This window comes from Chryseobacterium sp. JJR-5R (assembly GCF_034047335.1).
In the GTDB taxonomy this organism is placed as follows: Bacteria; Bacteroidota; Bacteroidia; order Flavobacteriales; family Weeksellaceae; genus Chryseobacterium.
The window spans coordinates 424,623-447,940 of the sequence record NZ_CP139137.1 but is presented as its reverse complement, the minus strand read 5'-3'; the positions used below and the strand labels follow the sequence as shown (position 1 = coordinate 447,940).

The following is a 23,318-nucleotide window of genomic DNA, read 5'->3' as shown; positions in this document are numbered from 1 at the left end:
ATTATGAAAAAAGCGCTTGTAATATTGAGCTCTGCACTCCTTTTGTCAACTGTAAGCTGTAAAAAAAGTGAAGGGGGAAATAAAAACGTATTAAAATCCGATAGTTCGGGAGCCGTACTTGCTGATAACGGAAAAATAGATTCCACCATTCAGTACAAAACGGATGTCAACGGAAAGAAGTATATAAAAACGGATTATGTTTATAAAGCCACTGACGGGAGCCTTGCTAAGGTGGTTTTCAATTACGAAGAAAAAACAATGAGCGTAAGAAGCAATAATAAAACATTTATCCTGAATCAGGTAGAATCTACCGGAAACCAAACCATCTACGAAAAAATGGAGATGAAAGCAACGGTGAAAGGCGACAGCCTGATCTTAGACCAGGGAAATAATATTGTTGAACTGGTAAAAACAAAAATTTAAATATAAAAAGCCTTCAGACTGAATGCGTATGAAGGCTTTTGCTTTATGTTTTATTACGCTGTTATAATTTCTTCAGCAGAGATCCGCTGACCCAGCCATAGAGGGGCTCTCCACTGCTGCCAGGGGTTTTAAGAACATAGACATAGAACCATCCGGATTTACTTTTTATAAATTCTACTTCTGTATTTAAAGGCAGCCTGGCCATACTCTCGAATGTTGTTCCTGCACCTGATCTCAGGTTTGTATTGTTTTCTGTTATTTTATAGATATCCCCCGTATCATCATGCCTTCCGAACAGTTTTGCCCTGAAACTTTCCATCGGGAAAGCGGGACCCGGGTCATTTTTCCGGAACGGGGCAATATCATCATGACCGAGAATATCTTTAATTTGGTATGTCTCCATTAACAGCTTACATATCCTGAAGCAGGAATCAATCTGTTTCTCCGTGAAATTATGCCAGAAAGAAATACTCTTTTCATGTTTATGCTTTGCTTCTACCACCACTTCTTTCGGATACTCTTTTCCGAACCATGAATAAAAGCGGTCATTGACCTTAGTAAGCCTTCCGGGATTGTCAAGCTCAATGCCGATTGAAAAATTATTGAATCCGGACCGGTCTGCCCACCTGCTTACGCCTGCATGCCACGCTTTCCGGTTGAATTCAACCATCTGGGTAATCTTGCCTTCCCTGTCTATAACAATATGGGCAGATGCTTTTGCTTCGGGATCCCTGAACCATGCCACGGAACTTTCTGAACTCCGCCCGGCCGTGAAATGAATGATGATGCTGTCCGGGACCATCTCGCCGCCTTTGTTTGATGTTGCTGTAAAAATTACTGTTTCGGAAGCAAGTGTTTTTGATAATTTTTGATTTACTATTTTCATGATTACAACTTTTTGGGTAAAACAATTTTATGCATTCTAAAGATACAAATCAATTACACTTTAGGATACAAAAAAACCGTTCAGAAATCTGAACGGTTTTGCATTTATATCTGATGAATATTATTCTTCAGTTTTTTCCTCTGTAGAATCAGCAGCCTGAGCAGTTGGCTCAGCAGCTTTTTCTTCTACTGCAGGAGCTTCAGCTTCAGCAGCTACAGTTTCTTTCTTAACAGCTGTTGCAGATCTTCTGCTTCTTCTTGTTGCTTTTTTCTCTTCCGCATTCGGATTGTAAAGCTCATTGAAGTCTACCAGTTCGATAAGAGCCATATCAGCAGCATCACCAAGTCTGAAACCTGTCTTGATGATTCTTGTATACCCACCATTTCTCTCAGCGATTTTAGGCGCTACTGATCTGAACAGTTCAGTAACCGCTTCTTTATTCTGAAGATATGAAAAAACAATTCTTCTGTTGTGTGTAGTATCTTCTTTTGCTTTTGTTAATAGGGGCTCAACATATACTCGTAAAGCTTTTGCTTTAGCTACAGTAGTGTTGATTCTTTTATGCTCAATTAGAGAACAAGCCATATTAGAAAGTAAAGCACTTCTGTGAGAAGCCGTTCTTCCTAAGTGATTGAATTTTTTACCGTGTCTCATTATTAATTATTTATCAGCGTCTAACTTATATTTTGCAACGTCGAAACCGAAGTTAAGACCTTTTGAATGCACTAATTCTTCTAGTTCTGTCAAAGATTTTTTACCAAAATTTCTGAATTTCATCAAATCAGACTTACTGTAAGATACCAATTCTCCAAGGGTTTCCACTTCAGCCGCTTTCAGGCAGTTCAGGGCTCTTACGGAAAGATCCATGTCTGCTAATTTAGACTTCAGGAGTTGTCTTGTATGAAGTGTTTCTTCATCGTACTGGATCGATGCTTTTACCGCTTCCGTTTCAAGTGTGATTCTCTCATCAGAGAACAGCATGAAATGATAAATCAATATCTTGGAAGCTTCTGTTAAAGCATTCTGAGGACTGATGGAACCATCAGTTTCAATATCTAATACAAGTTTTTCGTAGTCTGTTTTTTGCTCTACACGATAATTTTCAATGCTGTATTGTACTTTCTTGATTGGCGTAAAAATAGAGTCTATGGCAATTGTACCGATCGGTGCATTGTTTGACTTATTTTGTTCAGAAGGAACATATCCTCTTCCTTTTTCTATGTTGAAAGTAATTTCGAAAGTTACATCACTGTTCAGGTTGCAGATCACAAGTTCCGGGTTCAGCACCTGGAATCCGTTGATAGACTTCCCTAAATCTCCAGCAGTAATAACCGTCTGCCCCGAAACCTTGGCTACAACCTGCTCACTAGTCTGGTTTTCTGCCGTAGATTTTAATCTTACCTGCTTAAGGTTAAGAATAATTTCGGTAACATCTTCGATTACTCCTGAAATAGTTGAAAATTCGTGCTCTACACCTTCTATTTTGATAGATGAAATAGCATAACCTTCCAGAGAAGAAAGCAACACTCTTCTCAAAGCATTACCGATTGTAAGCCCGAAACCTTGTTCTAGTGGTCTGAATTCAAATTGACCTCTAAATTGATCAGAGTTAAGTAAAATTACTTTATCGGGTTTTATGAATTGTAAAATTGCCATATTATTGGGTTGAGCAAAAATTTGATTAAAAAATTATTTAGAGTAAAGTTCGACAATAAGCTGTTCCTTGATGTCCTCCGGAATCTGGATTCTTTCAGGAGCAGAAATGAAGGTACCTTCTTTCTTCTCATCGTTGAATTGTAACCACTCATAATTTGCTTTGGAAGCCAATGCATCGGTAACCACTTCAAGAGACTTAGACTTTTCTCTTACGGCGATTACATCACCCGCTTTAAGCAAATAAGACGGAATATTTACCAGCTCCCCGTTTACAGTAATATGTCTGTGAGAAACCAATTGTCTAGCAGCAGATCTTGTTTTAGCAAACCCTAATCTGTATACTACGTTATCTAATCTGGACTCGCAAAGCTGTAATAATACTTCACCAGTTACCCCTTTGCTTCTGTGTGCTTTCTCGAATAAGTTGGAAAACTGTCTTTCTAAAATACCGTAAGTATATTTAGCTTTCTGCTTTTCCATTAACTGGACAGCATATTCAGATTTCTTTGCTCCTCTTCTTTTGTTAACACCATGTTGTCCTGGCGGTTGGTTTTTTCTTTTCTCGAAGTTCTTGTCATCTCCGTAGATTGCAGCACCAAACTTTCTAGCAATCTTTGTTTTAGGTCCAATATATCTTGCCATAATGGGTAAATTCTAAAAATTAAACTCTTCTTCTTTTTGGTGGTCTACATCCATTATGCGGCATAGGCGTCACATCAATGATTTCGCTAACTTCAATTCCTGAATTGTGGATGGTTCTGATGGCAGATTCTCTACCTGCACCAGGACCTTTCACAAACACCTTTACTCTTCTAAGACCCGCTTCGTGGGCTACGTTAGAGCAATTTTCGGCTGCCATCTGAGCAGCAAATGGAGTATTCTTTTTAGAACCTCTGAAACCCATTTTACCGGCAGACGCCCAAGAGATAACTTCTCCGCTTTTATTTGTTAAAGAAATGATGATGTTATTGAAAGAAGCCTGAATATGCGCCTCTCCAATAGCTTCAACTTTTACTTTTCTTTTTTTAACTACTTTACTTTGTTTTGCCATAATTCCTAACGATTATTTACTAGCTTTTTTCTTGTTAGCAACAGTTTTTCTCTTTCCTTTACGGGTTCTTGAGTTGTTTTTCGTTCTCTGGCCTCTTAAAGGTAGTCCTAGTCTGTGACGTATTCCTCGTTGGCATCCTATGTCCATTAATCGCTTAATGTTCAATTGCACTTCAGATCTTAATTCTCCTTCCACTTTTACGTTTTCTGAGATATAGGTTCTGATGGCAGCCAATTCATCGTCATTCCATTCGTTGACTTTCTTGTCTTCGCTGATACCGGCAGCTTTAAGGATTTCTGAAGATGTACTTCTTCCGACTCCGTAGATGTAAGTTAAACCGATAACACCTCTTTTGTTTTTTGGTAAATCAATACCTGAAATTCTCGCCATAATTTAATGTTAGCCTTGTCTTTGTTTAAATTTTGGGTTTTTCTTGTTGATCACGAACAGTACACCTTTTCTGCGTACGATCTTGCAATCAGCACTTCTTTTTTTAATTGATGCTCTTACTTTCATTTGAAAATATTTATTTTTTTAAACTGCCAAACGTAATCTTTCGATTTCATTTTGATAGTGTTTATTTTTTAACAATAGCCAAACGGAACATGCATTCCATTTGGCATTTGTTTAATATCTAAACGTGATCCTCCCTTTTGATAAATCATAGGGAGACATTTCTAATTTTACCTTGTCTCCGGGTAAAAGTTTAATATAGTGCATTCTCATTTTACCGGAAATATGAGCGATAAGAATATGCCCGTTTTCCAGCTCTACACGGAACTGGGCGTTCGAAAGTGCTTCCGTGATAACGCCGTCTTGTTCAATATGTTTTTGTTTTGCCATAAATTAATATCCAGTCGTTCTTGATAATTTAGACTGCATTAAGCCATCATAATGATGGTTCAGCAGATAAGTATTAATCTGTTGAACCGTATCTAAAATTACTCCAACCATAATCAATAGTGATGTTCCCCCGAAAAATAGGGCGAACGCATCTGTCTGAACAAAGCTTCCATGCACAATTGCCGGAAGGACTGCAAAGATAGATAAAAAAATTGCACCTGGCAAGGTAATTTTTGATAAAATATCATCTAAATAATCAGCGGTTTCTTTTCCCGGTCTTACCTTAGGTACCAGGCCTCCGTTTCTCTTCAGATCATCAGCCATTTGGTTTACCGGAATGGTAATTGCAGTATAGAAAAACGAGAAGATAATAATTAGCAGCGCAAACAATACGTTGTACTGCCAGCTGAAAACATTCTTGAAACCGGCAAGAAAAGTGTTTGATTCATCTACTTTCGTTAATAATCCCGGTACGAACATCAATGCCTGGGCAAAGATGATCGGCATTACACCGGCAGCATTCACTTTCAATGGAATCCACTGTCTTGCTCCCTGCATAAGATTTCTGTTGACACCTCCTCTTGCCTGAGCTCTGCTTACATACTGAATCGGTATTTTTCTTACGGCAACGGATAATACCACCGCCAGAAGAACCACCAGCATCCAGAAGATTACTTCAATAAGGATCATGATCGATCCCATTCCTCCTTTTCCGTTCTGCACGGCCATTTCCTGTACGAATGCTTCAGGCAGTCTTGAAAGGATCCCCACCATAATAAGGATGGAAATACCGTTCCCGATACCTTTGTCGGTAATTTTCTCACCTAACCACATTGCGAATACTGAACCGGCAACCAAAATAACAATACTTGGCAGCCAGAACATAATAGAATTCGGCTCTACATAATATGCAGACTGGAACTGAGCATATGGTAAAAACAATTGAGTAATAGAGGTTAAATAAGAAGGCGCCTGTACGAGACAAACACCGATTGTTAACCATCTTGTAATCTGATTCAATGTATTTCTACCTGACTCTCCATCTTTCTGAAGTTTCTGAAGATAAGGAATTGCCATCCCCATCAACTGAACAATAATAGAAGCAGAAATATAAGGCATGATTCCTAACGCCATCACGGAAGCATGGCTGAAAGCCCCTCCCGTAAATGACGAAAGCAAGCCAAGGAGACCTGCTCCCTGCTTGTTTCCGCCTTGACTTTTATAATGCTCTAAGAGATCTCCCACTTCTGCAAGGTTAATTGCAGGCAGTGAGATATAAGATGCGAATCTATACACAAGAATAATCCCTAAAGTGAAGATAATTTTATCCCGTAATTCTTTAAGGCTCCAAATATTTTTGAGTGTTTGTATAAATTCTTTCATTAGTTATTATTATAAGGTAATTGCTTGTCCACCTGCTTTCGCAATAAGCTCTTCAGCAGATTTAGTGAATTTGTCAGCCGAAATTGAAACCGCAGATTTCAATTCTCCTCTACCCATAATTTTCACTATTTCATTCTTGGTAGCCAAACCGTTCTGTACCAAAACTTCTTTTGTAATATCTCCTGTTAAAGATTTAGTATCAATTAGGTTCTGGATATCATCAAGGTTGATCGCTCTGTATTCTTTTCTGTTTACATTTTTGAAACCGAATTTAGGTAATCTTCTCTGTAAAGGCATCTGACCTCCTTCAAATCCGATTTTCTGAGAGTAACCGGCTCTTGCTTTCTGACCTTTGTGCCCTTTTGTAGATGTACCTCCTTTTCCGGTTCCCTGTCCTCTACCAATTCTTTTTGAATTGAATGTAGAACCTGCAGCAGGTTTTATGTTGTTTAAATTCATTTTAATTTTTGTTTTAAAATTATTTTTGAACTTCAAGTAAATGACTAACTGCAGCGATCATTCCTAAGATAGAAGGAGTTGCTTCGTGCTCTACAACTTGGTGAAGTTTCTTTAATCCTAATGCTTCAAGCGTTCTCTTTTGGGTTTTTGTTCTGCCAATAGCGCTTCTTACTTGCTTTACTTTAATTGTTGCCATTGTTTTATGATTAACCGTTAAACACTTTAGTTAGAGAAACTCCTCTCATTCTTGCAATTTCTTCCGGTCTTCTGATGTCTAACAATGCTTTGAAAGTTGCCTTTACCACATTGTGAGGGTTTGAAGATCCTTTGGATTTTGAAAGGATGTCATGAACGCCTGCAGATTCAAGTACCGCTCTTACCGCACCACCGGCGATAAGCCCTGTACCATGAGATGCAGGTCTCAAGAAGATATCTGCACCACCATATCTGGCAGAAGTCTGGTGAGGGATGGTATGGTTCATTACAGGAACTTTCACTAAGTTTTTCTTAGCATCTTCTACTGCTTTGGCAATAGCAGAAGCAACTTCCTTAGATTTACCCAAACCGAAACCGATAGTTCCCGCTTCGTCTCCTACTACAACAATTGCAGAAAATCCGAAAGCTCTACCTCCTTTTGTTACTTTTGTTACTCTGTTAACAGCTACGAGACGATCTTTAAGTTCCAATCCTCCCGGTTTTACTCTTTCTATATTATCTAGTCCTAACATATTTTCCGAAATTTAATGATTAGAATTTAAGTCCGCCTTCTCTCGCACCGTCAGCAAGAGCTTTCACTCTTCCGTGATATACGAATCCGTTTCTATCAAATACTATATTTTCGATTCCTGCAGCAATGGCTTTGGCAGCAATAGCTTTGCCTACAGCAGCAGAAACATCAGTTTTAGTTCCGTTAGCGTCTACTCCTTTCTCTCTGGAAGAAGCGGAAGCCAAAGTCTTTCCACTGTTATCGTCGATTAACTGAGCGTAAATTTCCTTATTACTTTTATATACAGATAATCTTGGCAATTCAGAAGATCCGGAGATTTTCCCTCTTACTCTTCTTTTTATTCTTATTCTTTTTTCTAATTTACTTAATGCCATAATACTTATAATTTATTAAGCAGATTTACCAGCTTTACGTCTAACAATTTCCCCAACGAATCTTACACCTTTTCCTTTGTACGGCTCAGGCTTTCTGAATGAACGGATTTTCGCCGCTACCATCCCAAGAAGTTGCTTGTCATAAGACGTTAAAGTAATAATTGGATTTTTACCTTTTTCAGTCAATGTATCTACTTTCACTTCCTCAGGAAGCTCCAATACGATACCGTGAGAGAATCCTAAAGCCAACTCAAGTTTCTGACCTGTGTGTGATGCTCTGTATCCTACCCCTACTAATTCCAGTTTCTTTTCGAAACCTTCACTTACACCAACGATCATGTTGGCGATTAACGCTCTGTATAAACCGTGAAGCGCTTTGTGTTGTTTAGACTCGGATGGTCTGTTTACCGTAAGTATACCATCATTCTGTTCCAAAGTAATTCCTGCTGTAAGCTCCTGGGAAAGTTCTCCTTTTGGACCTTTTGCCGTTACCACACCGTTGTTTTCAGTGATGGTAATTCCTGCTGGAATTGTTATAATTGCTTTACCAATTCTTGACATTTTCCTGTGATTAAAAATTAATAAACATAGCAGATTACTTCACCGCCTACTTTCTCTTCTCTAGCTTTCTTGTCAGTCATTACTCCTTTGGAAGTAGAGATGATAGAAATACCCAAACCGTTCAGTACTCTTGGAAGTTCCGTAGAACCTTTGTACTGTCTCAAACCTGGCCTGGAAGCTCTCTGAATAGACTTGATAGCCGGTTTGTTGGTTTGCTTGTCGTACTTTAAAGCGATTTTGATTGTACCCTGAACAGCGCTATCTTCAAACTTAAAGTTTAAGATATACCCCTGATCAAATAAAATCTTAGTAATCTCCTTTTTGATTTTCGATGCAGGAATTTCCACCACTTTGTGGCCTGCGCTTTGTGCGTTCCTTACTCTTGTTAGGAAATCTGAAATTGGATCTGTTACCATTTTTCTTTTATAAATTATTGGTTAAAGAACAATCAGTATTGTAAGGACTTGAAGAATAAAATATCAGACTTCAGAAAACTTCAGTCTGATATTTTTGTATCTCTAGTATCCAGACAACTTAATTGTCCCGATTTTTTGATGAGTAATAAATTACCAGCTGGCTTTTTTAACTCCCGGGATAAGACCGTTGTTCGCCATTTCTCTGAAAGTTACTCTGGAAATTCCGAACGTTCTCATGTAACCTCTTGGTCTTCCTGTTAATTTACATCTGTTGTGCAATCTTACAGGAGAAGCATTTTTCGGCAATTTCTGAAGTCCTTCATAATCGCCTGCTTCTTTAAGAGCTTTTCTTTTGTCAGCGTATTTAGCAACCAGTGCTTCTCTCTTGCGCTCACGCGCTTTCATTGATTCTTTAGCCATTTCTTAATTCTTTTTGAATGGTAAACCGAAGTGAGTTAATAATGCTTTCGCTTCTTTATCTGTTTTAGCAGTCGTAACGAAAGTGATGTCCATCCCCTGGATTTTTTTCACTTTATCGATAACGATCTCAGGGAAAATGATTTGCTCAGTAATTCCTAAGTTGTAGTTACCTCTACCGTCAAAACCGTCAGCTTTGATTCCAGAGAAATCTCTGATACGCGGCAATGCAGAAGAAGTTAATCGGTCCAAGAACTCATACATTTTATGTGCTCTTAAAGTAACTTTAGCTCCTACCGGCATTCCTTTTCTCAATTTGAAGGCAGCCTCATCTTTCTTAGAGATGGTACCAACAGCCTTTTGGCCGGTGATATTGGTAAGCTCTTCAACAGCATAATCAATGATCTTTTTGTCTGCAGTGGCATCACCTAATCCTTGGGAAAGGATGATTTTTTGCAATTTAGGCACCTGCATTACCGACTTGTACCCAAATTCTTCCATCATTGCAGGAACAATTGTTTCTTTATATGCTTTCTTGGGTCTTGCTATATATTCCATGTGTTATTTAAAATTATAAAGTTTCACCCGTTTTTTTATCGATTCTTACTTTCTTATCTCCTTCGGTTTTGTAACCTACTTTGATTGCTTTACCGTCTTTACCCACTAAAGCTATGTTTGAGATATGAATAGAAGCTTCTTTTTCAGTAATTCCTCCTTGAGGGTTTGAAGCGGAAGGCTTAACGTGTTTTTTAACGATGTTAAGTCCTGCTACAATAACTCTCGGGTCTTTTCCTTCTTTTTTGATCACTTCAATAACTTCACCCGTTTTACCTTTGATATCTTTTTTACCTGTGGTAATGATTACGTTATCTCCTCTTTTTATTTTTAACTTTGACATTTTTTTGAATTTTAAATATTAAAGTACTTCAGGAGCTAATGAAATGATTTTCATATATTCTCTGTCTCTCAACTCACGGGCAACCGGTCCGAAAACACGGGTTCCTCTCATTTCTCCTGCTGCGTTAAGCAATACACAAGCGTTGTCTTCGAATTTGATGTATGAACCATCTTTTCTCCTTACCGCTTTTTTAGTTCTTACTACGACAGCTTTAGATACCTGACCTTTCTTTGCATTTCCTGATGGTGTGGAATCTTTGATAGTAACAACGATTTTATCACCAACTGAAGCATATCTTCTTCTGGTTCCTCCCAGAACTCTGATAACCAATACTTCTTTAGCACCTGTGTTATCAGCAACTTTTAATCTTGATTCTGTTTGTAACATTATTACTTAGCTTTTTCAATGATTCTTACTAATCTCCATCTCTTGCTCTTGCTCATCGGTCTCGTTTCCTGGATCAGAACTGTATCGCCCTCTGTGCATTCGTTGTTTTCGTCATGTGCAGTATATTTTTTCGTTTTCAAAACGAATTTACCGTACATCGGGTGCTTTACTCTGGTAGTTTCGCTAACAACAATAGTTTTTTCCATTTTATTGCTGGAAACCACTCCGATTCTTTCTTTTCTTAAATTTCTATCCATTGTAAAATGAAATTATTGTTTGTTAGTTAACTCAGTATTTAGTCTAGCGATTGTTTTTCTCAAATCTTTGATTTGGATCGGGTTTTCAACTGGGCTGATTGCATGTGCCAATTTCAATTTTGAATATTGAGCTTTTGCTTCAGTGAGTTGAGCTTTAAGATCACCCGCGCTTAAATTTTTAATATCAGCTTTTTTCATTGTATACAAAGATTAAAGGGGTTTAACAAAATCGTTAGCAACGATGAATCTGGTAACTACCGGCAGTTTCTGTGCAGCAAGCCTTAGGGCTTCCTTTGCGATCTCGTAAGGCACGCCTCCGATTTCAAACATAATTTTACCCGGCTTTACTACAGCTACCCAATATTCCACGGCACCTTTACCTTTACCCATCCTTACTTCGGCTGGCTTCTTGGTAATTGGCTTATCCGGGAAGATTTTGATCCATAGCTGACCTTCTCTCTTCATATATCTTGTTGCAGCAATACGCGCAGCTTCAATTTGTCTCGCAGTGATCCAAGCACCTTCTGTCGCCTTGATCCCGAAAGTTCCATAAGCAAGTTGACTGCCTCTCTGGGCACTCCCCTTCATCTTCATCTTATGAACTCTACGGAATTTGGTTCTTTTTGGTTGTAACATAATTTCTAAATTTTAGATTTTAGATTTTAGATTTTAGATTTTTCTTATTTTAAAAAAGTAACGGTAATTTAAAATTCAAAATTTCTATCTAAAATTTTTAATTATTATTGTTATTATTGTTATTGTTTTTTCTAGGTCCTCTGTTGTCTCTTCTGTCGCCTCCTCCTCTGTTATCTCTTCTGTCTCTGTCTCCTGAAGGACCTCCTTTTTTCTGTTGTCCCACTAGAGGAGAAAGTTCCCTTTTACCGTAAACTTCACCTTTCATGATCCAAACTTTAACACCTAGCTTTCCGTACTGAGTTAATGCCTCACCGATGTGATAATCAATATCAGCCCTGAAAGTAGACAAAGGGATTCTTCCGTCTTTGAAAGATTCGCTTCTTGCCATTTCAGCACCGTTCAATCTACCAGAGATCTGAACTTTGATACCTTCAGCACCCATTCTCATTGTACCTGCGATAGCCATCTTCACAGCTCTTCTGTAAGAGATTCTGTTTTCGATCTGCTTTGCAATGCTGTCTGCAACCAATACTGCATCAAGCTCAGGTCTTTTGATTTCGAAGATGTTGATCTGAATATCCTTTTTAGTCAATTTCTTCAACTCTTCTTTCAGTTTATCAACTTCCTGACCTCCTTTACCGATGATTAATCCCGGTCTGGCTGTAGTAATTGTAACTGTAACTAACTTTAATGTTCTTTCAATATAAATTCTTGAAATACCGCCTTTAGATAATCTAGCTTCAAGGTATCTTCTGATTTTGTAATCTTCAGCGATTCTGTCACCGTAGTTTTTACCACCAAACCAGTTAGAATCCCATCCTCTGATGATACCTAATCTGTTACCAATTGGATTTGTCTTCTGTCCCATACCTTGAATTAATTTTCTTTTGTACCTAAGATTAGCGTAATGTGGTTTGATCTCTTTCTGATTCTGTACCCTCTACCCTGCGGAGCCGGTCTCAGTCTCTTCAATTGTCTTGCACTGTCTACAAAAATTTCTTTAACGATAAGGTTTGCCTCTTCGATATCAGCACCTTCGTTTTTTGCCTGCCAATTGGCCATTGCTGAAAGTAAGACTTTCTCTAACTTGTTAGAGGCGTCTTTCTTAGAATATTTTAGAATATATAAAGCTTTGTCTACTTCTACCCCTCTGATGATATCAGCTACCAATCTCATTTTTCTCGGAGAAGACGGGCAATCATTATGTAATGCTTTTACTACATCCTGATTTGTTAATTTGCGTGCTAATGCACTTTCTCTTTTTCTTGATCCCATGATTATCTGCTACCTTTATTTTTGTTACCACCATGACCCCTGAAAGATCTTGTTGGAGAAAATTCTCCTAACTTGTGACCTACCATGTTTTCTGTAACGTAAACCGGGATAAAAGATTTCCCGTTGTGTACAGCAATAGTCTGTCCTACGAAGTCCGGAGAGATCATAGACGCTCTAGACCAAGTTTTGATAACTGTCTTCTTACCAGACTCTATGTTTGCCTGAACCTTCTTATCTAAAGTATATGCGATGAATGGTCCTTTTTTAAGTGATCTTGCCATAATTATTTTCTTTTAGATATGATATGACGGTTAGACGCTTTGTTTTTCTTTCTGGTTTTATACCCTTTAGCAGGCATACCGTTTCTAGATCTTGGGTGACCTCCGGAAGAACGTCCTTCACCACCACCCATCGGGTGATCTACAGGGTTCATTACTACCGGTCTTGTTCTTGGTCTTCTTCCCAACCATCTGCTTCTACCAGCCTTACCTGATACCGTTAACTGATGGTCTGAATTAGAAACTGAACCAATCATTGCCATACATTCTGTAAGAATCATTCTGGATTCCCCTGAAGGCAACTTGATAATCGCATATTTTCCGTCTCTTGAAGTCAGCTGAGCCGAAGAACCCGCACTTCTTGCTAGAATGGCACCCTGACCAGGCTTCATTTCAACACAAGAAATTACAGTACCCAATGGAATGTTTTTCAATTTCATTGCGTTTCCTACGTTAGGCTCCACGCTTTCTCCTGAAACTACTTTCTGATCTACTTTAATACCGTTCGGAGCGATGATATATCTCTTCTCTCCGTCAGCATATTCTAATAAAGCGATAAATGCAGTTCTGTTTGGATCATATTCTACAGTTTTTACCGTTGCTTCGACATCTGCTTTGTTTCTTTTGAAGTCGATAATCCTGTATTTCTTTTTGTGTCCACCGCCGGTGTAACGCATGGTCATTTTACCAGTTTGGTTACGTCCACCTGACTTACTAATACCAACGGTCAGAGACTTCTCTGGTTTGTTGGTAGTAATTTCCTCAAAATTGTTAACAACTCTGAATCTCTGTCCCGGGGTGATAGGTTTTAATTTTCTAACAGACATTACTATTATTTATAATTAATAATTAATTTACAGCAAAAATATCGATAACATCACCTTCAACAAGTTTAATTACCGCTTTTTTCAATTTGTTTGTCTTTCCAACCTGAAGACCTTTTTTAGTGTATTTCGAAGAAACCTTCGGAGCATAAATCATTGTATTAACGTCTGCTACTTTTACACCGTAAGCCGCTTCTACAGCTTTTTTAATCTGGATTTTATTCGCCTTAGGATTAACTAAGAAAGAATAAGAACCTCTTAAATCCGTAAGGTAATTAGCCTTTTCTGAGATAACTGGTTTAATAATAATAGACATGACTTATTTCTTTAGATTTTCCTGGAATTTTTCAACTGCACCTTCGAAGAATACAACCTCACCTGCATTTACAATATCGTAAGAACTCACTTCGTTGAAGTTCATTACTTTGGTTTTAGGTAAGTTTCTTGAAGACAAATACACATTCTTGTTAGCTTCAGGAAGAATGAATAAAGATTTTTTACCGTTCAATGCCAAAGCATCCAATAATGTAATGAAATCTTTGGTTTTAGGAGCATTTAAGCTCATATCTTCCAAAACTCTGATGCTGTTATCTCTCATTTTCTGAGATAAAACAGATTTTTTAGCCAATCTCTTAAGTGCTTTGTTCAATTTGAACCTGTAGTCTCTCGGTTTTGGTCCGAATACCCTACCTCCACCTCTGAAAGTCGGAGATTTGATATCCCCGTATCTTGCAGAACCGGATCCTTTTTGCTTCTTAAGTTTCTTAGTAGAAGCAGTAATTTCGCTTCTTTCTTTAGATTTATGAGTTCCTTGTCTCTGTGCGGCAAGGTACTGTTTAACTTCTAAGTAAACCGCGTGCTGATTTGGCTCAATTCCGAATACTGTTTCGTCTAGAGTTACTTTTCTTCCGGTCTCTTTTCCTGATGTATTTAATACTACTAGTTCCATTTTCTGATAATTACATAAGAATTTTTAGCTCCCGGAACAGCACCTTTTACTACTAAAAGATTTTGTTCTTGATCCACTTTTAACACCTGAAGGTTCTGAACAGTTACCTGCTTACCTCCCATTCTTCCGGCCATTCTCATCCCTTTGAATACTCTTGAAGGGTCTGAACCAGCACCGATAGAACCTGGAGCTCTAAGCCTGTTGTGCTGACCATGAGTTGCCTGCATTACACCTCCGAATCCGTGTCTTTTAACAACACCCTGGAAGCCTTTACCTTTAGAAGTACCTGTTACGTCAACAAATTCGCCTTCCGCAAACAGATCTACTTTCACTTCTTCTCCTACTTTCACTTCGTCTACGAATTCTCTGTAGAATTCTACCAACTTAGCTTTAGGAGCTGAACCAGCCTTTTTGAAATGGCCAGCTAACGCTTTACCAACGTTCTTCTCACTCTTGTCATCGAAACCTAACTGAACTGACTTGTAGCCGTCCTTTTCTACGGTTCTGACCTGTAAAACCGAGCACGGACCGGCTTGAATAACTGTACAAGGAATGTTTTTTCCTTCTTCGTTAAACAAAGACGTCATACCGATTTTCTTACCAATAATACCTGACATTGTTTATATTATAATAAAATTTATCTTTTATTTCTCGCCATTTTAAGGAATCTGAAGTAATTTCTACGTTTGATATAGGCATACTATGTCCTAAAATGAGTGTGCAAATTTATGAATAAATTTATAACTGACAAACATTTGATGCAAAATATTTTGATTTTTAATGGATTAGGTGATTTCCAAAATAATTCTGTCCGGTTGTTTAATATTATTTTTGAAACTGTAAAAAATACAGCCACAACTTCATTTTTACATAACCGGAATCTTAGCCTGTAATTTCTGATATTGATTTTTGCCGGTTTTGAATACAAGATTGCCGGCCAACCGTGCCCTACTCATAATTTTTTTATGATTATTTAATTTTAAACATGATCTAAAAACTTTAATTGTTTAACGATTTTCATCGGTGGTTTACGGTGTAATTTTTGATACGGTATTCTTAATTTTAAATATTCTATTCTTATGAAAAAGGTACTTCCCATTCTTTTGTTATGCATAAGCATTCTTTCATTTGCCCAATCAAAAGCTCCGTTTACCGGAAAAAGAGATTTCGTTATTGAACAGGGGGCCAGCGGCTCCGGAACTCCGGCTTATTATCTCGATGTAAAAACCAATGGCGATGTGTATTTTGGTTTTGTTCAGGTCAACCAGGCAGACGGTACGGAAACCAAAGAGATCATCAATGCCGGAAAATATAGCCCGAAAGTGATGAAGGTGCATTTCAAAACCTATAATGAAACCTTTTATGTAAAATTTGATAAAGAGAAAATTTATCTTACCGATGCAAAAGGGAATACTAAAAAATCAGATGACTGCTGCCCGGTTTCCGAAATGGCAGAGATGAATTGCAATTGCGAAGGCAAGCTGTACCGTTAATGAAAGCCACCAAACTCCTATTGCTTTTCCTCTTTTTAGTTTTGGTATCCTGCACAAAGAAAGAAACTCATCCGTATACATTTTATTACTGGAAAACCAAGCTCTCTTTAGATGAAGCAGAAAAAAAGGCATTGGACGGGGCATCCGTTCCCTATATTTACACACGGTTTTTTGACATCGACAAAATTGACGGGAAATTTCAGCCTGTAGGCACCATCACAAAAGACAGCACCTTCATTCCCGGAAAACAAATCGTTCCTGTTGTTTTCATCATGAACCGTACATTTCTTTACATCAGTAAAAATGAAATCAGGTTCCTTGCAAAAAGTGTCTATACCCTTATTCAGAAAAAAGTTTTGCAGTATGGCATGAAGACCCGTAAGGAAATCCAGATCGACTGTGACTGGACAGAAGGAACGCGTGCTGATTATTTCAGTTTTCTTAAAGAACTGCGAGCCATATCAGGAAAAGAAATCACCTGTACCCTGCACCTCCATCAGGTAAAGGATAAAAAGCAGACCGGCGTTCCGCCTGTAGAAAAAGTATACCTGATGTGCTACTCTACTTCTTCACCTTTGGAAAACACCGGTAAAAATTCAATTCTTGAGGTAAACACACTGAAAAGTTATTTGGCTGACCTTGATGAATATCCGATTAAGCACATTGAAGTAGCCCTTCCTGTTTATTCATGGGGGATTGTTACCAACTATCTCGGAAAGCACAGATTAATCAACGGCCTTTCCGAGAAGGACCTGGACCATATAAATTTCAAAAAAATCTCTGAAACGGAAATTGAAATCCAGAAGGACGGATTTTATTTCGGAAATTATCTGAATAAAGGATTCAGGATTAAAATTGAAGAAATCTCTGACAAGCAGCTTCAGGATGCCGTTCATTTCCTGGAGGAAAAAATACCCTCTTTTAATATCGTTTATTATCAGCTAGACCGTAAATTTGTTACGGGGCAAAATTTTAATTTTTAAATTTTGATCCTTGCCGATATTATGGCCTCCCAAGCATCATCAATAAAAACACTTCACATCAATATGAAAAAGCACTTACTTTCACTGGCTGTTATTGCCCTTTTTTATACAGAATCAAATGCCTGCGCCTGGTCTGATCCGGACTATGAATATTTTAACCTGTTTACGCAAAGCATTATTAAGGATAAATCTTACCTCCCTTTCTTACACAGCTATTCAACGAGATTTTATACGGATTTCAGGCCTTCACAGATTCCCGATGAAAACACAGATTCATGGAAACGGTTTTTCGGAAACCGGTTCACTTATGCAGAAACAGATTATCTCATAAACAAAATAAGCCTGAATGATCTTAATGCCTTAAAGAAAGGCAACCCTACAAACCCGTTGCTTACCAAGGCCGGGCCCGGTTTTTACCAGAAGTACCATGAAGCTATTGACTATCTGATCGAGGCAAAATACCTTGAGCCTTACATGAGGATTAATTTTGTTGAAAACGCAGATTCATTCTATTATAACGAAACTCAGAATGATAAAAATGCAACCAGCCTGGATTATAATAAAACCATTTCAGCCCTGACTTCTTTGTACCGGACTGCCCAAAACCCTGAAATCAAACAGCGGTACGGCTACCAGCTGGTACGGTTCAATCATTACACCAGAAATTATGATGCAGCATTGAAAGCTTTCAAAACATACGTTGAACCGATCAGGTTAAAAGGAGCACCTTATATCATGGCTCTTGACCAGCTCGCAGGAGCGCAGAGAGGATTGGGAATGAACAGCGATGCCAACTGGAATTTTTTCCAGGTTTTCAAAGACAGCAGAAGCCGTAAAGAATCTGCTTTTGTCTCTATGAAGCTTTCAGATACGGCATCATTCAATAATATTCTGAAACGGGCCGGAACGGATGATGAAAAAAACATAGCTTACTTCCTTTTAGGCTATGAGGATTTTAACAATCCGATCCCGATCATGGAGAAAATGTATGCTATCAATCCTGATTCCGAGATCCTGAAAGTAATGGCTATAAGAAGCATCAATGAACTGGAGAGAAGCTATCTTCCGATTTATTATTACAGTAATGATGAAAATTCAACAATTCAGGTTTCGAAATCCACTAACAATTCAAATGCGGATCAGGCAAAAGCAGAAACATCAGAAGTAAAAAAAGAGGAACTTTCTTTCTGGCAGAAGATTATAAGGTTCTTCAGGAACCTTTTCAGAGGCTCAAAAAATAAAAATACTGACGGCAACAAAGCTGACCAGAGTGAAGACGAGCTGCTGGACAACCCGAACAGGATCCCTGTTTTCACTAAGAACAATTATTACTATGATGAACAAACCAATGACTTCCTGAATGACCTTGAGAAATTTACTGACAAGGCTAAAGGCAAATCTAAAGACGAGTACTGGCAGATTGCCGATGCCTACCTGAAATTCCTGAAAAAAGATTATGAAGGCAGCACTGAAGTCTTAAATGATATCGAAACCACAAATCCGGAATATCTGGAAGAGATCAAAAGGATGAAAGTTCTGAATGATATCGTATCCCGCCCGAAAATTGATGCAGCATACGAAGATCATCTGATGAAAGATTACGCAGATTATTTTACAGACCAACCGGAAGTGAAAAAAGACAGTATTGAAAATGAAAATGGCGATTATTACGGTGAAGTTCCTTCCACCAAAGATTTTCTGAAAGATGTGCTTGCGAACCGGTATTTCCTGCAGGGAGAAGACGGGAAATCTTTTTTGATGAACAACAAGCTTTCGGACCTTCAGTACAACCCGAATTCTGCCTTGGTAAAAAGCGTGGAAGCATTTTACAGGAAACCGGATAAAACGCAGTTCGAACAGCAGATTATCGCTAAAAACCTTGATGACGTAGGGAATATCGATGCATTCTTTGCTGTACTCTACGGCGACCGTGCCATGAGGCAGGCAGATTTTGAGAAAGCCCGTTCGTATTATGCAAAAGCTCAGAATTTCTCCGGCATTCCTAGATCGGAATGGGACTACGACCAGAAAAAACTGGCACCGCTTCAATATACGGCGACGGCTTATAATGGGTTCAAAAACATTCCTGATCTTGTTTTCGGGCATAATGTATGGGAAAGTTACCAAAGCAGCCCCGCAGAAACTATGGAGAAAGAAGATTATTCAGCTTTTCCTTTCATCAGGCCTGTAATGAGTAAATTTGAACTTTCAGATGCACTTCTCCAGCTTAAAAAGACAGGCAGCGGAAATGATGAAAAAGCGGCAAAAGCCAACCAGCTCATTGGAAATCTCCTGTACAATACATCAATATTAGGATATTACCGTCAATTGTTTGTTATGGATCTTGACAATACGAACGGAGGGAAATATGATTTTCAGGGAACAGACAAACGAAATCCTAACCCGTATTATTATAAAAACTTCCTGGACCGTTCCTATACAGAACCTGATAACTTTGATTTGGCCATCAGCTATTATAAAAAGGCACTGGCTCTTTCTCCTGACAAGGAACATAAAGCAAGGATCCTTTTTCAGATGGCCAGTGCAGAACAGGGGAAATATTATCAGTATGAAGCAAAAAATCCTTCTAAAACCGATTATTCTGATCCTAAGTGGAGCGAGAAGAGCGATGCTTATCAGCAACAGCTCAATCAGATTAAAAACCAGAAATACAGAACCTATTTTGCCATGTTAAAATCCCGGTATGCCGATACGGAAACCGCAAAAAACCTGATGGGAAGCTGTTCTTACTTCGGGTATTTTATGAAGTAAAATTGTTAAATAAAAAAAGGAATCATTTTGATTCCTTTTTTTGTATCTGCAGCCACTCTTCGTGTTTTTTCCTGAAAAGTTCATCTTTATGATCCTGGTTTCGCTGTGCCGCGTCAATGGAATGTGAAGCGTGGATGTCTTCATCCTCTTCGGCAAAGTCAGCCAGCTTTTCGTAGTAGCAATGGATCTGGTCGAGTTCTTTCTCCGTAAGGTCTTCAATATCTACCATTCTGTTGCTTGCTTTTTCGTTGGCTGCAATAAGCTCATTCAGTTTAATCTGAATTGCTTTAGAATCTTTATTCTGAGCCTTCTGAATCAGGAAAACCATCAGGAAGGTGATAATTGTTGTCCCTGTATTAATGACCAGCTGCCAGGTTTCCGAATACTTGAAAACCGGCCCTGAAACCGCCCAAATGATTACAATAAGGGTGGCTCCTATAAACGCGTAAGAACTTCCCGTAAATTTCGTTGCCCAATTTGAAAACTTTTCAAACACATTTTTATCTGAACCTGACATTATATTGATTTTAGCATAAAGTTAAGGATAAAAATTTTTGCAGTAAATATGGTATCTGAATAAAGTTATTTAATTGTTCAGCACTATGAAAAGTACTGTGATGATAACCACCCTTTCTGTTAGATTCATAACTTCAAAAATAAATCCCTCTTCTTTCGGAAAGGGATTTATTTAAGTGTAAGCAAAAGGCTCAATTATCACATTTTAATTTCTACCTCAATTCCTGAAGGAAGTTGTGATTTAATCGTATCTGATAGATCTATTTCAGTTTAAAATATAATCGAACTTTTTGCTCCCTCTTTTAAAGGTTACTTTTTTAGAGAAATTCTTATGACTTAAATAATCTAATAAAGAACAATATTGAGTATCATTTAAATTTGTAGTATCTATAGAATCAATTTGAATTATCTGATCTCCTAATTTAAGATTCTTATTGTCAGATTCTTTCCAAAAAAAACAAAGTTCAATTTGATTTTTATTGGTTTCTGATTTACATATTTTGATTTTTGGTAAAATAGCATATTTTGATTTTTGTTCACTAATTCCAAACGCAATTTCGCTATTTAAAAAATTAAATATAAATCCGTTTTCTAAAATTATTTTGTTTCCTATATTCGATAATTTCATTTCTGCGACAGTTACTTCGTATCCACTAAAATTATAATTATCTAAACCAAGATTTTCAATTTGTGCTTTTTTTAAGGATAATTTTTGTTTTCCGGCAATGGTTGATATAGGATCTCCTTTACCTTTTGTTAAATTATAAAACACACCAAAACCAAATTCTTTTATATAACTATAATCCGGGAATATAATACCACCAAAATGTCCTGTATCAAGAAGTGCTAAAAATTTATGATCATTAACTTTTAGCTCAACAATCGGTATATTTCCAGCCCATTGTACCAAAACAGGTTTATTAAAACTTTCATAAGTAAAAGGCTCTTTAGAAAAAAACAATTTATTTTCAGCTTTTACAAATTTCCAGTTTAGCTTTTTAAGTATGTTGGCTCCAATGATTCCGTCATATTTTAAACATTCATTTTTTGAAAATTTAGAAAAATCAAATTTCACAAACGCAAAATTCGACCATTGGCTTTCTCCTATTTTAAAATCCAGATAAAACAAATCTTTTTCCTCTTCATTTCCCAAAAGATCCTTTATTTTTATTTTTTTTCCAGGATTATCTATATTTTTAAAAATTTGATCATTAAGTACAGAGACAGAAGCCCCCGTGTCGATTAGGAATTTATAATTTTTATCATTTATATTAATTTCAATGAATAAGCCATTATCCGTATCTCCTAAAGCAGAAATTGTTTCTACCGTTTTTTCTAATTTTATTTCACCATTAAACAAATGTTCCTGATCGTTTATTGTTTGTGAGAAGTTAAAATTTAAGATAAACAAAAAAAATACACAAATTGACTTATTCATAGATTTTTATATTTATGCTCTTAATTAATTTCCACCTGCTAGCATACCTATGATTGTACCTATGCCAGTAACAATTCCCATTACAGTTGCTAAAATTGAACCATTGGTTGTAGTACCAGGCTCTGCTCCGTTTGCGTCGGCAGCAAGCCAATTCCAAAAGGCACTTAAAAGACATCCTACTTGGTACCATTTACATCCACCCGCTCTTGCTGTTGTTTCATAACTTTCACCTAAACCAAATAATTTCCTAGACCCCTTTTCAAAATCTACATCTTCCAGTTTTACAATGCCTGCATCCACATGTATTTTCAAAATATAGTGCAGGGCTTCAGTCATTTTAAGCCCATTCATATCTTCTTCATGTACATTCTCAACAATATTGCCATATGCCTCATGAAGCAAAGCATCACCTGCAGGCGTTATACTGCTTAAATGTCCAACAGGATCCAATTCGTTTTTGAGATCAGAGTACGACATGCCAGGGCTGTAAAAGGCTTTTATCTCTTTTGTGAAATTTATGGCTGCGGCTTTTGTACTTTCAACAGCAAATGCTGTATCTATTTCGGCATCATCACGGGATGCAATGCCTGCCTGCGAATGTAGCGGAGCAGAAGAATCTGCATCATTAGAAATTTCATTACTACAGGATAATGTTGATATTCCCATTAGCAACAATACGATAAGAGACAACAGATGTGTCAGTCTAAATTTTTTCATGGTTATTAAATTTTATTTGTTTGGTATCTCAAAAGTATAATTAAAGTTAAAACCACACAAATAAAATTTTAAAATTTTTCCATTAATTTTATTATGTTAAATCACAATACCTTGATAATTCACCTTATTAAATAATCCTTTTAAAACCTCATTTCCAGCCCGTTAATTAATTATAGCCCGTTAAAAGTAAAAAACAGCTGTTAATTTTAAGTAAATAAAAAGTGAATTATTCTGTTTTTACAATCAATATTCTTTATTCCGCCATTTATTACATGCTGTAAAATTTACCTTTAAAAGCCTTGACTCACCTTTCAAACAAAAAATCCGCTCCTTTTTAAAGGAACGGATTTTATATAATCACGGCTTAAGTGCTCGTTATCACACTTTAATTTCAACGTCTACACCTGAAGGAAGTTCTAACTTCATCAGAGCATCCACCGTTTTGGAAGAAGAAGAATAGATATCCATCAGTCTCTTGTGAGCTGATAACTGGAACTGCTCTCTGGCTTTCTTGTTAACGTGCGGAGATCTTAGTACTGTAAAGATTCTCTTGTTGGTTGGCAATGGAATAGGTCCGTTTACAACAGCACCTGTAGCCTTTACCGTTTTTACGATTTTCTCAGCAGACTTGTCTACCAAGTTATAATCGTAAGATTTTAGTTTTATTCTGATTCTTTGTGACATTTCTTGTACTTTAAA

The 23,318-nt window shown here is 37.5% G+C and carries 37 protein-coding genes; 4 read left to right on the top strand and 33 right to left on the bottom strand.

Annotated features, from left to right (window positions below; translation table 11 throughout):
• Positions 1–3: 3 nt before the first annotated feature.
• Positions 4–423, top strand: a complete 420-nt coding sequence (locus tag SD427_RS02150) for a hypothetical protein (protein ID WP_320559668.1) — start codon at positions 4–6, stop codon at positions 421–423.
• Between the two features lie 61 nt (positions 424–484).
• On the opposite strand, the gene SD427_RS02145 is transcribed toward SD427_RS02150, so the two are convergent.
• The 29 genes from SD427_RS02145 to rplC form a co-directional block, all read right to left on the bottom strand.
• Positions 485–1,309, bottom strand: a complete 825-nt coding sequence (locus SD427_RS02145; protein WP_320559667.1) for an N-acetylmuramoyl-L-alanine amidase — start codon at positions 1,307–1,309, stop codon at positions 485–487.
• Positions 1,310–1,429: 120 nt separating this feature from the next.
• On the bottom strand, positions 1,430–1,963 hold the full coding sequence (rplQ, locus tag SD427_RS02140) for a 50S ribosomal protein L17 (protein ID WP_320559666.1): 534 nt from the start codon (positions 1,961–1,963) through the stop codon (positions 1,430–1,432).
• 6 nt (positions 1,964–1,969) lie between these two features.
• Positions 1,970–2,965: a DNA-directed RNA polymerase subunit alpha gene (locus tag SD427_RS02135; RefSeq protein ID WP_056216932.1), complete on the bottom strand. Its 996-nt coding sequence runs from the start codon at positions 2,963–2,965 to the stop codon at positions 1,970–1,972.
• A 33-nt stretch (positions 2,966–2,998) separates the two neighbouring features.
• Positions 2,999–3,607 (bottom strand): 30S ribosomal protein S4, encoded by a 609-nt coding sequence (gene rpsD, locus SD427_RS02130; protein ID WP_320559665.1) that lies wholly within the window; start codon positions 3,605–3,607, stop codon positions 2,999–3,001.
• Between the two features lie 19 nt (positions 3,608–3,626).
• On the bottom strand, positions 3,627–4,016 hold the full coding sequence (rpsK, locus tag SD427_RS02125; RefSeq protein WP_034684858.1) for a 30S ribosomal protein S11: 390 nt from the start codon (positions 4,014–4,016) through the stop codon (positions 3,627–3,629).
• 12 nt (positions 4,017–4,028) lie between these two features.
• Positions 4,029–4,406, bottom strand: a complete 378-nt coding sequence (gene rpsM / locus SD427_RS02120; RefSeq protein ID WP_007839478.1) for a 30S ribosomal protein S13 — start codon at positions 4,404–4,406, stop codon at positions 4,029–4,031.
• Positions 4,407–4,415: 9 nt separating this feature from the next.
• Positions 4,416–4,532, bottom strand: a complete 117-nt coding sequence (gene rpmJ, locus SD427_RS02115) for a 50S ribosomal protein L36 (protein ID WP_007839480.1) — start codon at positions 4,530–4,532, stop codon at positions 4,416–4,418.
• Positions 4,533–4,643: 111 nt separating this feature from the next.
• Complete coding sequence (gene infA / locus SD427_RS02110; RefSeq protein WP_027381317.1) at positions 4,644–4,859, bottom strand: translation initiation factor IF-1; 216 nt, start codon at positions 4,857–4,859, stop codon at positions 4,644–4,646.
• 3 nt (positions 4,860–4,862) lie between these two features.
• On the bottom strand, positions 4,863–6,242 hold the full coding sequence (gene secY, locus SD427_RS02105) for a preprotein translocase subunit SecY (protein ID WP_056216926.1): 1,380 nt from the start codon (positions 6,240–6,242) through the stop codon (positions 4,863–4,865).
• 9 nt (positions 6,243–6,251) lie between these two features.
• Positions 6,252–6,701, bottom strand: coding sequence for a 50S ribosomal protein L15 (gene rplO / locus SD427_RS02100; protein ID WP_320559664.1), 450 nt, complete (start codon positions 6,699–6,701; stop codon positions 6,252–6,254).
• Between the two features lie 19 nt (positions 6,702–6,720).
• Positions 6,721–6,897: a 50S ribosomal protein L30 gene (gene rpmD / locus SD427_RS02095; RefSeq protein ID WP_029297759.1), complete on the bottom strand. Its 177-nt coding sequence runs from the start codon at positions 6,895–6,897 to the stop codon at positions 6,721–6,723.
• A gap of 10 nt (positions 6,898–6,907) precedes the next feature.
• Positions 6,908–7,429 carry a 30S ribosomal protein S5 gene (rpsE, locus tag SD427_RS02090; RefSeq protein WP_027387203.1) on the bottom strand — a complete coding sequence of 174 codons (522 nt, stop codon included), beginning with the start codon at positions 7,427–7,429 and terminating at the stop codon, positions 6,908–6,910.
• A gap of 19 nt (positions 7,430–7,448) precedes the next feature.
• Positions 7,449–7,802, bottom strand: coding sequence for a 50S ribosomal protein L18 (gene rplR, locus SD427_RS02085; RefSeq protein WP_027387204.1), 354 nt, complete (start codon positions 7,800–7,802; stop codon positions 7,449–7,451).
• A gap of 15 nt (positions 7,803–7,817) precedes the next feature.
• Positions 7,818–8,363: a 50S ribosomal protein L6 gene (gene rplF, locus SD427_RS02080; protein ID WP_320559663.1), complete on the bottom strand. Its 546-nt coding sequence runs from the start codon at positions 8,361–8,363 to the stop codon at positions 7,818–7,820.
• 17 nt (positions 8,364–8,380) lie between these two features.
• Positions 8,381–8,779, bottom strand: coding sequence for a 30S ribosomal protein S8 (rpsH, locus tag SD427_RS02075; RefSeq protein WP_027387206.1), 399 nt, complete (start codon positions 8,777–8,779; stop codon positions 8,381–8,383).
• A gap of 150 nt (positions 8,780–8,929) precedes the next feature.
• The gene (gene rpsN, locus SD427_RS02070) at positions 8,930–9,199 is read right to left on the bottom strand and encodes a 30S ribosomal protein S14 (protein ID WP_027387207.1); all 270 of its coding nucleotides are present in this window, start codon (positions 9,197–9,199) and stop codon (positions 8,930–8,932) included.
• A 3-nt stretch (positions 9,200–9,202) separates the two neighbouring features.
• Positions 9,203–9,754 carry a 50S ribosomal protein L5 gene (gene rplE, locus SD427_RS02065; protein WP_320559662.1) on the bottom strand — a complete coding sequence of 184 codons (552 nt, stop codon included), beginning with the start codon at positions 9,752–9,754 and terminating at the stop codon, positions 9,203–9,205.
• A gap of 13 nt (positions 9,755–9,767) precedes the next feature.
• Positions 9,768–10,094 carry a 50S ribosomal protein L24 gene (rplX, locus tag SD427_RS02060; RefSeq protein WP_320559660.1) on the bottom strand — a complete coding sequence of 109 codons (327 nt, stop codon included), beginning with the start codon at positions 10,092–10,094 and terminating at the stop codon, positions 9,768–9,770.
• Positions 10,095–10,112: 18 nt separating this feature from the next.
• Positions 10,113–10,481, bottom strand: coding sequence for a 50S ribosomal protein L14 (gene rplN, locus SD427_RS02055; RefSeq protein ID WP_320559659.1), 369 nt, complete (start codon positions 10,479–10,481; stop codon positions 10,113–10,115).
• A gap of 2 nt (positions 10,482–10,483) precedes the next feature.
• Complete coding sequence (rpsQ, locus tag SD427_RS02050) at positions 10,484–10,738, bottom strand: 30S ribosomal protein S17 (RefSeq protein ID WP_027387210.1); 255 nt, start codon at positions 10,736–10,738, stop codon at positions 10,484–10,486.
• Positions 10,739–10,750: 12 nt separating this feature from the next.
• Positions 10,751–10,936 carry a 50S ribosomal protein L29 gene (gene rpmC / locus SD427_RS02045; RefSeq protein WP_320559658.1) on the bottom strand — a complete coding sequence of 62 codons (186 nt, stop codon included), beginning with the start codon at positions 10,934–10,936 and terminating at the stop codon, positions 10,751–10,753.
• 12 nt (positions 10,937–10,948) lie between these two features.
• Complete coding sequence (gene rplP / locus SD427_RS02040; protein WP_320559657.1) at positions 10,949–11,374, bottom strand: 50S ribosomal protein L16; 426 nt, start codon at positions 11,372–11,374, stop codon at positions 10,949–10,951.
• 97 nt (positions 11,375–11,471) lie between these two features.
• Positions 11,472–12,242, bottom strand: a complete 771-nt coding sequence (rpsC, locus tag SD427_RS02035; protein ID WP_320559656.1) for a 30S ribosomal protein S3 — start codon at positions 12,240–12,242, stop codon at positions 11,472–11,474.
• Between the two features lie 8 nt (positions 12,243–12,250).
• Complete coding sequence (gene rplV, locus SD427_RS02030; RefSeq protein WP_027387214.1) at positions 12,251–12,649, bottom strand: 50S ribosomal protein L22; 399 nt, start codon at positions 12,647–12,649, stop codon at positions 12,251–12,253.
• 2 nt (positions 12,650–12,651) lie between these two features.
• Complete coding sequence (gene rpsS / locus SD427_RS02025) at positions 12,652–12,930, bottom strand: 30S ribosomal protein S19 (RefSeq protein ID WP_027387215.1); 279 nt, start codon at positions 12,928–12,930, stop codon at positions 12,652–12,654.
• Positions 12,931–12,932: 2 nt separating this feature from the next.
• Positions 12,933–13,754 carry a 50S ribosomal protein L2 gene (gene rplB / locus SD427_RS02020; RefSeq protein WP_320559655.1) on the bottom strand — a complete coding sequence of 274 codons (822 nt, stop codon included), beginning with the start codon at positions 13,752–13,754 and terminating at the stop codon, positions 12,933–12,935.
• Positions 13,755–13,776: 22 nt separating this feature from the next.
• Complete coding sequence (gene rplW / locus SD427_RS02015; protein WP_055987507.1) at positions 13,777–14,067, bottom strand: 50S ribosomal protein L23; 291 nt, start codon at positions 14,065–14,067, stop codon at positions 13,777–13,779.
• Between the two features lie 3 nt (positions 14,068–14,070).
• The gene (rplD, locus tag SD427_RS02010) at positions 14,071–14,700 is read right to left on the bottom strand and encodes a 50S ribosomal protein L4 (RefSeq protein WP_034678010.1); all 630 of its coding nucleotides are present in this window, start codon (positions 14,698–14,700) and stop codon (positions 14,071–14,073) included.
• Positions 14,691–15,317 carry a 50S ribosomal protein L3 gene (rplC, locus tag SD427_RS02005; RefSeq protein WP_027381302.1) on the bottom strand — a complete coding sequence of 209 codons (627 nt, stop codon included), beginning with the start codon at positions 15,315–15,317 and terminating at the stop codon, positions 14,691–14,693. Before rplC ends, rplD begins: the two co-directional genes overlap by 10 nt.
• Positions 15,318–15,779: 462 nt before the next feature.
• Here rplC and SD427_RS02000 point away from each other — a divergent pair, with 462 nt between their 5' ends.
• From SD427_RS02000 to SD427_RS01990, 3 genes are all read left to right on the top strand, one after another.
• On the top strand, positions 15,780–16,193 hold the full coding sequence (locus tag SD427_RS02000) for a hypothetical protein (protein WP_320559654.1): 414 nt from the start codon (positions 15,780–15,782) through the stop codon (positions 16,191–16,193).
• A complete protein-coding gene (locus SD427_RS01995) occupies positions 16,193–17,176 on the top strand; it encodes a hypothetical protein (protein ID WP_320559653.1) in 984 nt (327 codons plus the stop codon). The genes SD427_RS02000 and SD427_RS01995 overlap by 1 nt, the downstream gene beginning before the upstream one ends.
• A gap of 63 nt (positions 17,177–17,239) precedes the next feature.
• Entirely contained in the window at positions 17,240–19,948 is a 2,709-nt protein-coding gene (locus SD427_RS01990; protein ID WP_320559652.1) for a hypothetical protein, read from the top strand.
• 22 nt (positions 19,949–19,970) lie between these two features.
• Here SD427_RS01990 and SD427_RS01985 read toward each other — a convergent pair whose 3' ends face one another.
• The 4 genes from SD427_RS01985 to rpsJ form a co-directional block, all read right to left on the bottom strand.
• Complete coding sequence (locus SD427_RS01985) at positions 19,971–20,465, bottom strand: low affinity iron permease family protein (RefSeq protein ID WP_320559651.1); 495 nt, start codon at positions 20,463–20,465, stop codon at positions 19,971–19,973.
• Between the two features lie 264 nt (positions 20,466–20,729).
• Positions 20,730–21,902, bottom strand: a complete 1,173-nt coding sequence (locus SD427_RS01980) for an aspartyl protease family protein (protein ID WP_320559650.1) — start codon at positions 21,900–21,902, stop codon at positions 20,730–20,732.
• 24 nt (positions 21,903–21,926) lie between these two features.
• Positions 21,927–22,619, bottom strand: coding sequence for a hypothetical protein (locus SD427_RS01975; RefSeq protein WP_320559649.1), 693 nt, complete (start codon positions 22,617–22,619; stop codon positions 21,927–21,929).
• A 378-nt stretch (positions 22,620–22,997) separates the two neighbouring features.
• Positions 22,998–23,303, bottom strand: a complete 306-nt coding sequence (gene rpsJ / locus SD427_RS01970; RefSeq protein ID WP_002661363.1) for a 30S ribosomal protein S10 — start codon at positions 23,301–23,303, stop codon at positions 22,998–23,000.
• Positions 23,304–23,318 lie beyond the last annotated feature (15 nt).

Coding starts and splice junctions, on each gene's coding strand:
- SD427_RS02150 (WP_320559668.1), top strand. CDS start 4: ATGAAAAAAGCGCTTGTAATATTGAGCTCTGCACTCCTTTTGTCAACT.
- SD427_RS02145 (WP_320559667.1), bottom strand. CDS start 1,309: ATGAAAATAGTAAATCAAAAATTATCAAAAACACTTGCTTCCGAAACA.
- rplQ (WP_320559666.1), bottom strand. CDS start 1,963: ATGAGACACGGTAAAAAATTCAATCACTTAGGAAGAACGGCTTCTCAC.
- SD427_RS02135 (WP_056216932.1), bottom strand. CDS start 2,965: ATGGCAATTTTACAATTCATAAAACCCGATAAAGTAATTTTACTTAAC.
- rpsD (WP_320559665.1), bottom strand. CDS start 3,607: ATGGCAAGATATATTGGACCTAAAACAAAGATTGCTAGAAAGTTTGGT.
- rpsK (WP_034684858.1), bottom strand. CDS start 4,016: ATGGCAAAACAAAGTAAAGTAGTTAAAAAAAGAAAAGTAAAAGTTGAA.
- rpsM (WP_007839478.1), bottom strand. CDS start 4,406: ATGGCGAGAATTTCAGGTATTGATTTACCAAAAAACAAAAGAGGTGTT.
- rpmJ (WP_007839480.1), bottom strand. CDS start 4,532: ATGAAAGTAAGAGCATCAATTAAAAAAAGAAGTGCTGATTGCAAGATC.
- infA (WP_027381317.1), bottom strand. CDS start 4,859: ATGGCAAAACAAAAACATATTGAACAAGACGGCGTTATCACGGAAGCA.
- secY (WP_056216926.1), bottom strand. CDS start 6,242: ATGAAAGAATTTATACAAACACTCAAAAATATTTGGAGCCTTAAAGAA.
- rplO (WP_320559664.1), bottom strand. CDS start 6,701: ATGAATTTAAACAACATAAAACCTGCTGCAGGTTCTACATTCAATTCA.
- rpmD (WP_029297759.1), bottom strand. CDS start 6,897: ATGGCAACAATTAAAGTAAAGCAAGTAAGAAGCGCTATTGGCAGAACA.
- rpsE (WP_027387203.1), bottom strand. CDS start 7,429: ATGTTAGGACTAGATAATATAGAAAGAGTAAAACCGGGAGGATTGGAA.
- rplR (WP_027387204.1), bottom strand. CDS start 7,802: ATGGCATTAAGTAAATTAGAAAAAAGAATAAGAATAAAAAGAAGAGTA.
- rplF (WP_320559663.1), bottom strand. CDS start 8,363: ATGTCAAGAATTGGTAAAGCAATTATAACAATTCCAGCAGGAATTACC.
- rpsH (WP_027387206.1), bottom strand. CDS start 8,779: ATGGTAACAGATCCAATTTCAGATTTCCTAACAAGAGTAAGGAACGCA.
- rpsN (WP_027387207.1), bottom strand. CDS start 9,199: ATGGCTAAAGAATCAATGAAAGCGCGTGAGCGCAAGAGAGAAGCACTG.
- rplE (WP_320559662.1), bottom strand. CDS start 9,754: ATGGAATATATAGCAAGACCCAAGAAAGCATATAAAGAAACAATTGTT.
- rplX (WP_320559660.1), bottom strand. CDS start 10,094: ATGTCAAAGTTAAAAATAAAAAGAGGAGATAACGTAATCATTACCACA.
- rplN (WP_320559659.1), bottom strand. CDS start 10,481: ATGTTACAAACAGAATCAAGATTAAAAGTTGCTGATAACACAGGTGCT.
- rpsQ (WP_027387210.1), bottom strand. CDS start 10,738: ATGGATAGAAATTTAAGAAAAGAAAGAATCGGAGTGGTTTCCAGCAAT.
- rpmC (WP_320559658.1), bottom strand. CDS start 10,936: ATGAAAAAAGCTGATATTAAAAATTTAAGCGCGGGTGATCTTAAAGCT.
- rplP (WP_320559657.1), bottom strand. CDS start 11,374: ATGTTACAACCAAAAAGAACCAAATTCCGTAGAGTTCATAAGATGAAG.
- rpsC (WP_320559656.1), bottom strand. CDS start 12,242: ATGGGACAGAAGACAAATCCAATTGGTAACAGATTAGGTATCATCAGA.
- rplV (WP_027387214.1), bottom strand. CDS start 12,649: ATGGGATCAAGAAAAAGAGAAAGTGCATTAGCACGCAAATTAACAAAT.
- rpsS (WP_027387215.1), bottom strand. CDS start 12,930: ATGGCAAGATCACTTAAAAAAGGACCATTCATCGCATATACTTTAGAT.
- rplB (WP_320559655.1), bottom strand. CDS start 13,754: ATGTCTGTTAGAAAATTAAAACCTATCACCCCGGGACAGAGATTCAGA.
- rplW (WP_055987507.1), bottom strand. CDS start 14,067: ATGTCTATTATTATTAAACCAGTTATCTCAGAAAAGGCTAATTACCTT.
- rplD (WP_034678010.1), bottom strand. CDS start 14,700: ATGGAACTAGTAGTATTAAATACATCAGGAAAAGAGACCGGAAGAAAA.
- rplC (WP_027381302.1), bottom strand. CDS start 15,317: ATGTCAGGTATTATTGGTAAGAAAATCGGTATGACGTCTTTGTTTAAC.
- SD427_RS02000 (WP_320559654.1), top strand. CDS start 15,780: ATGAAAAAGGTACTTCCCATTCTTTTGTTATGCATAAGCATTCTTTCA.
- SD427_RS01995 (WP_320559653.1), top strand. CDS start 16,193: ATGAAAGCCACCAAACTCCTATTGCTTTTCCTCTTTTTAGTTTTGGTA.
- SD427_RS01990 (WP_320559652.1), top strand. CDS start 17,240: ATGAAAAAGCACTTACTTTCACTGGCTGTTATTGCCCTTTTTTATACA.
- SD427_RS01985 (WP_320559651.1), bottom strand. CDS start 20,465: ATGTCAGGTTCAGATAAAAATGTGTTTGAAAAGTTTTCAAATTGGGCA.
- SD427_RS01980 (WP_320559650.1), bottom strand. CDS start 21,902: ATGAATAAGTCAATTTGTGTATTTTTTTTGTTTATCTTAAATTTTAAC.
- SD427_RS01975 (WP_320559649.1), bottom strand. CDS start 22,619: ATGAAAAAATTTAGACTGACACATCTGTTGTCTCTTATCGTATTGTTG.
- rpsJ (WP_002661363.1), bottom strand. CDS start 23,303: ATGTCACAAAGAATCAGAATAAAACTAAAATCTTACGATTATAACTTG.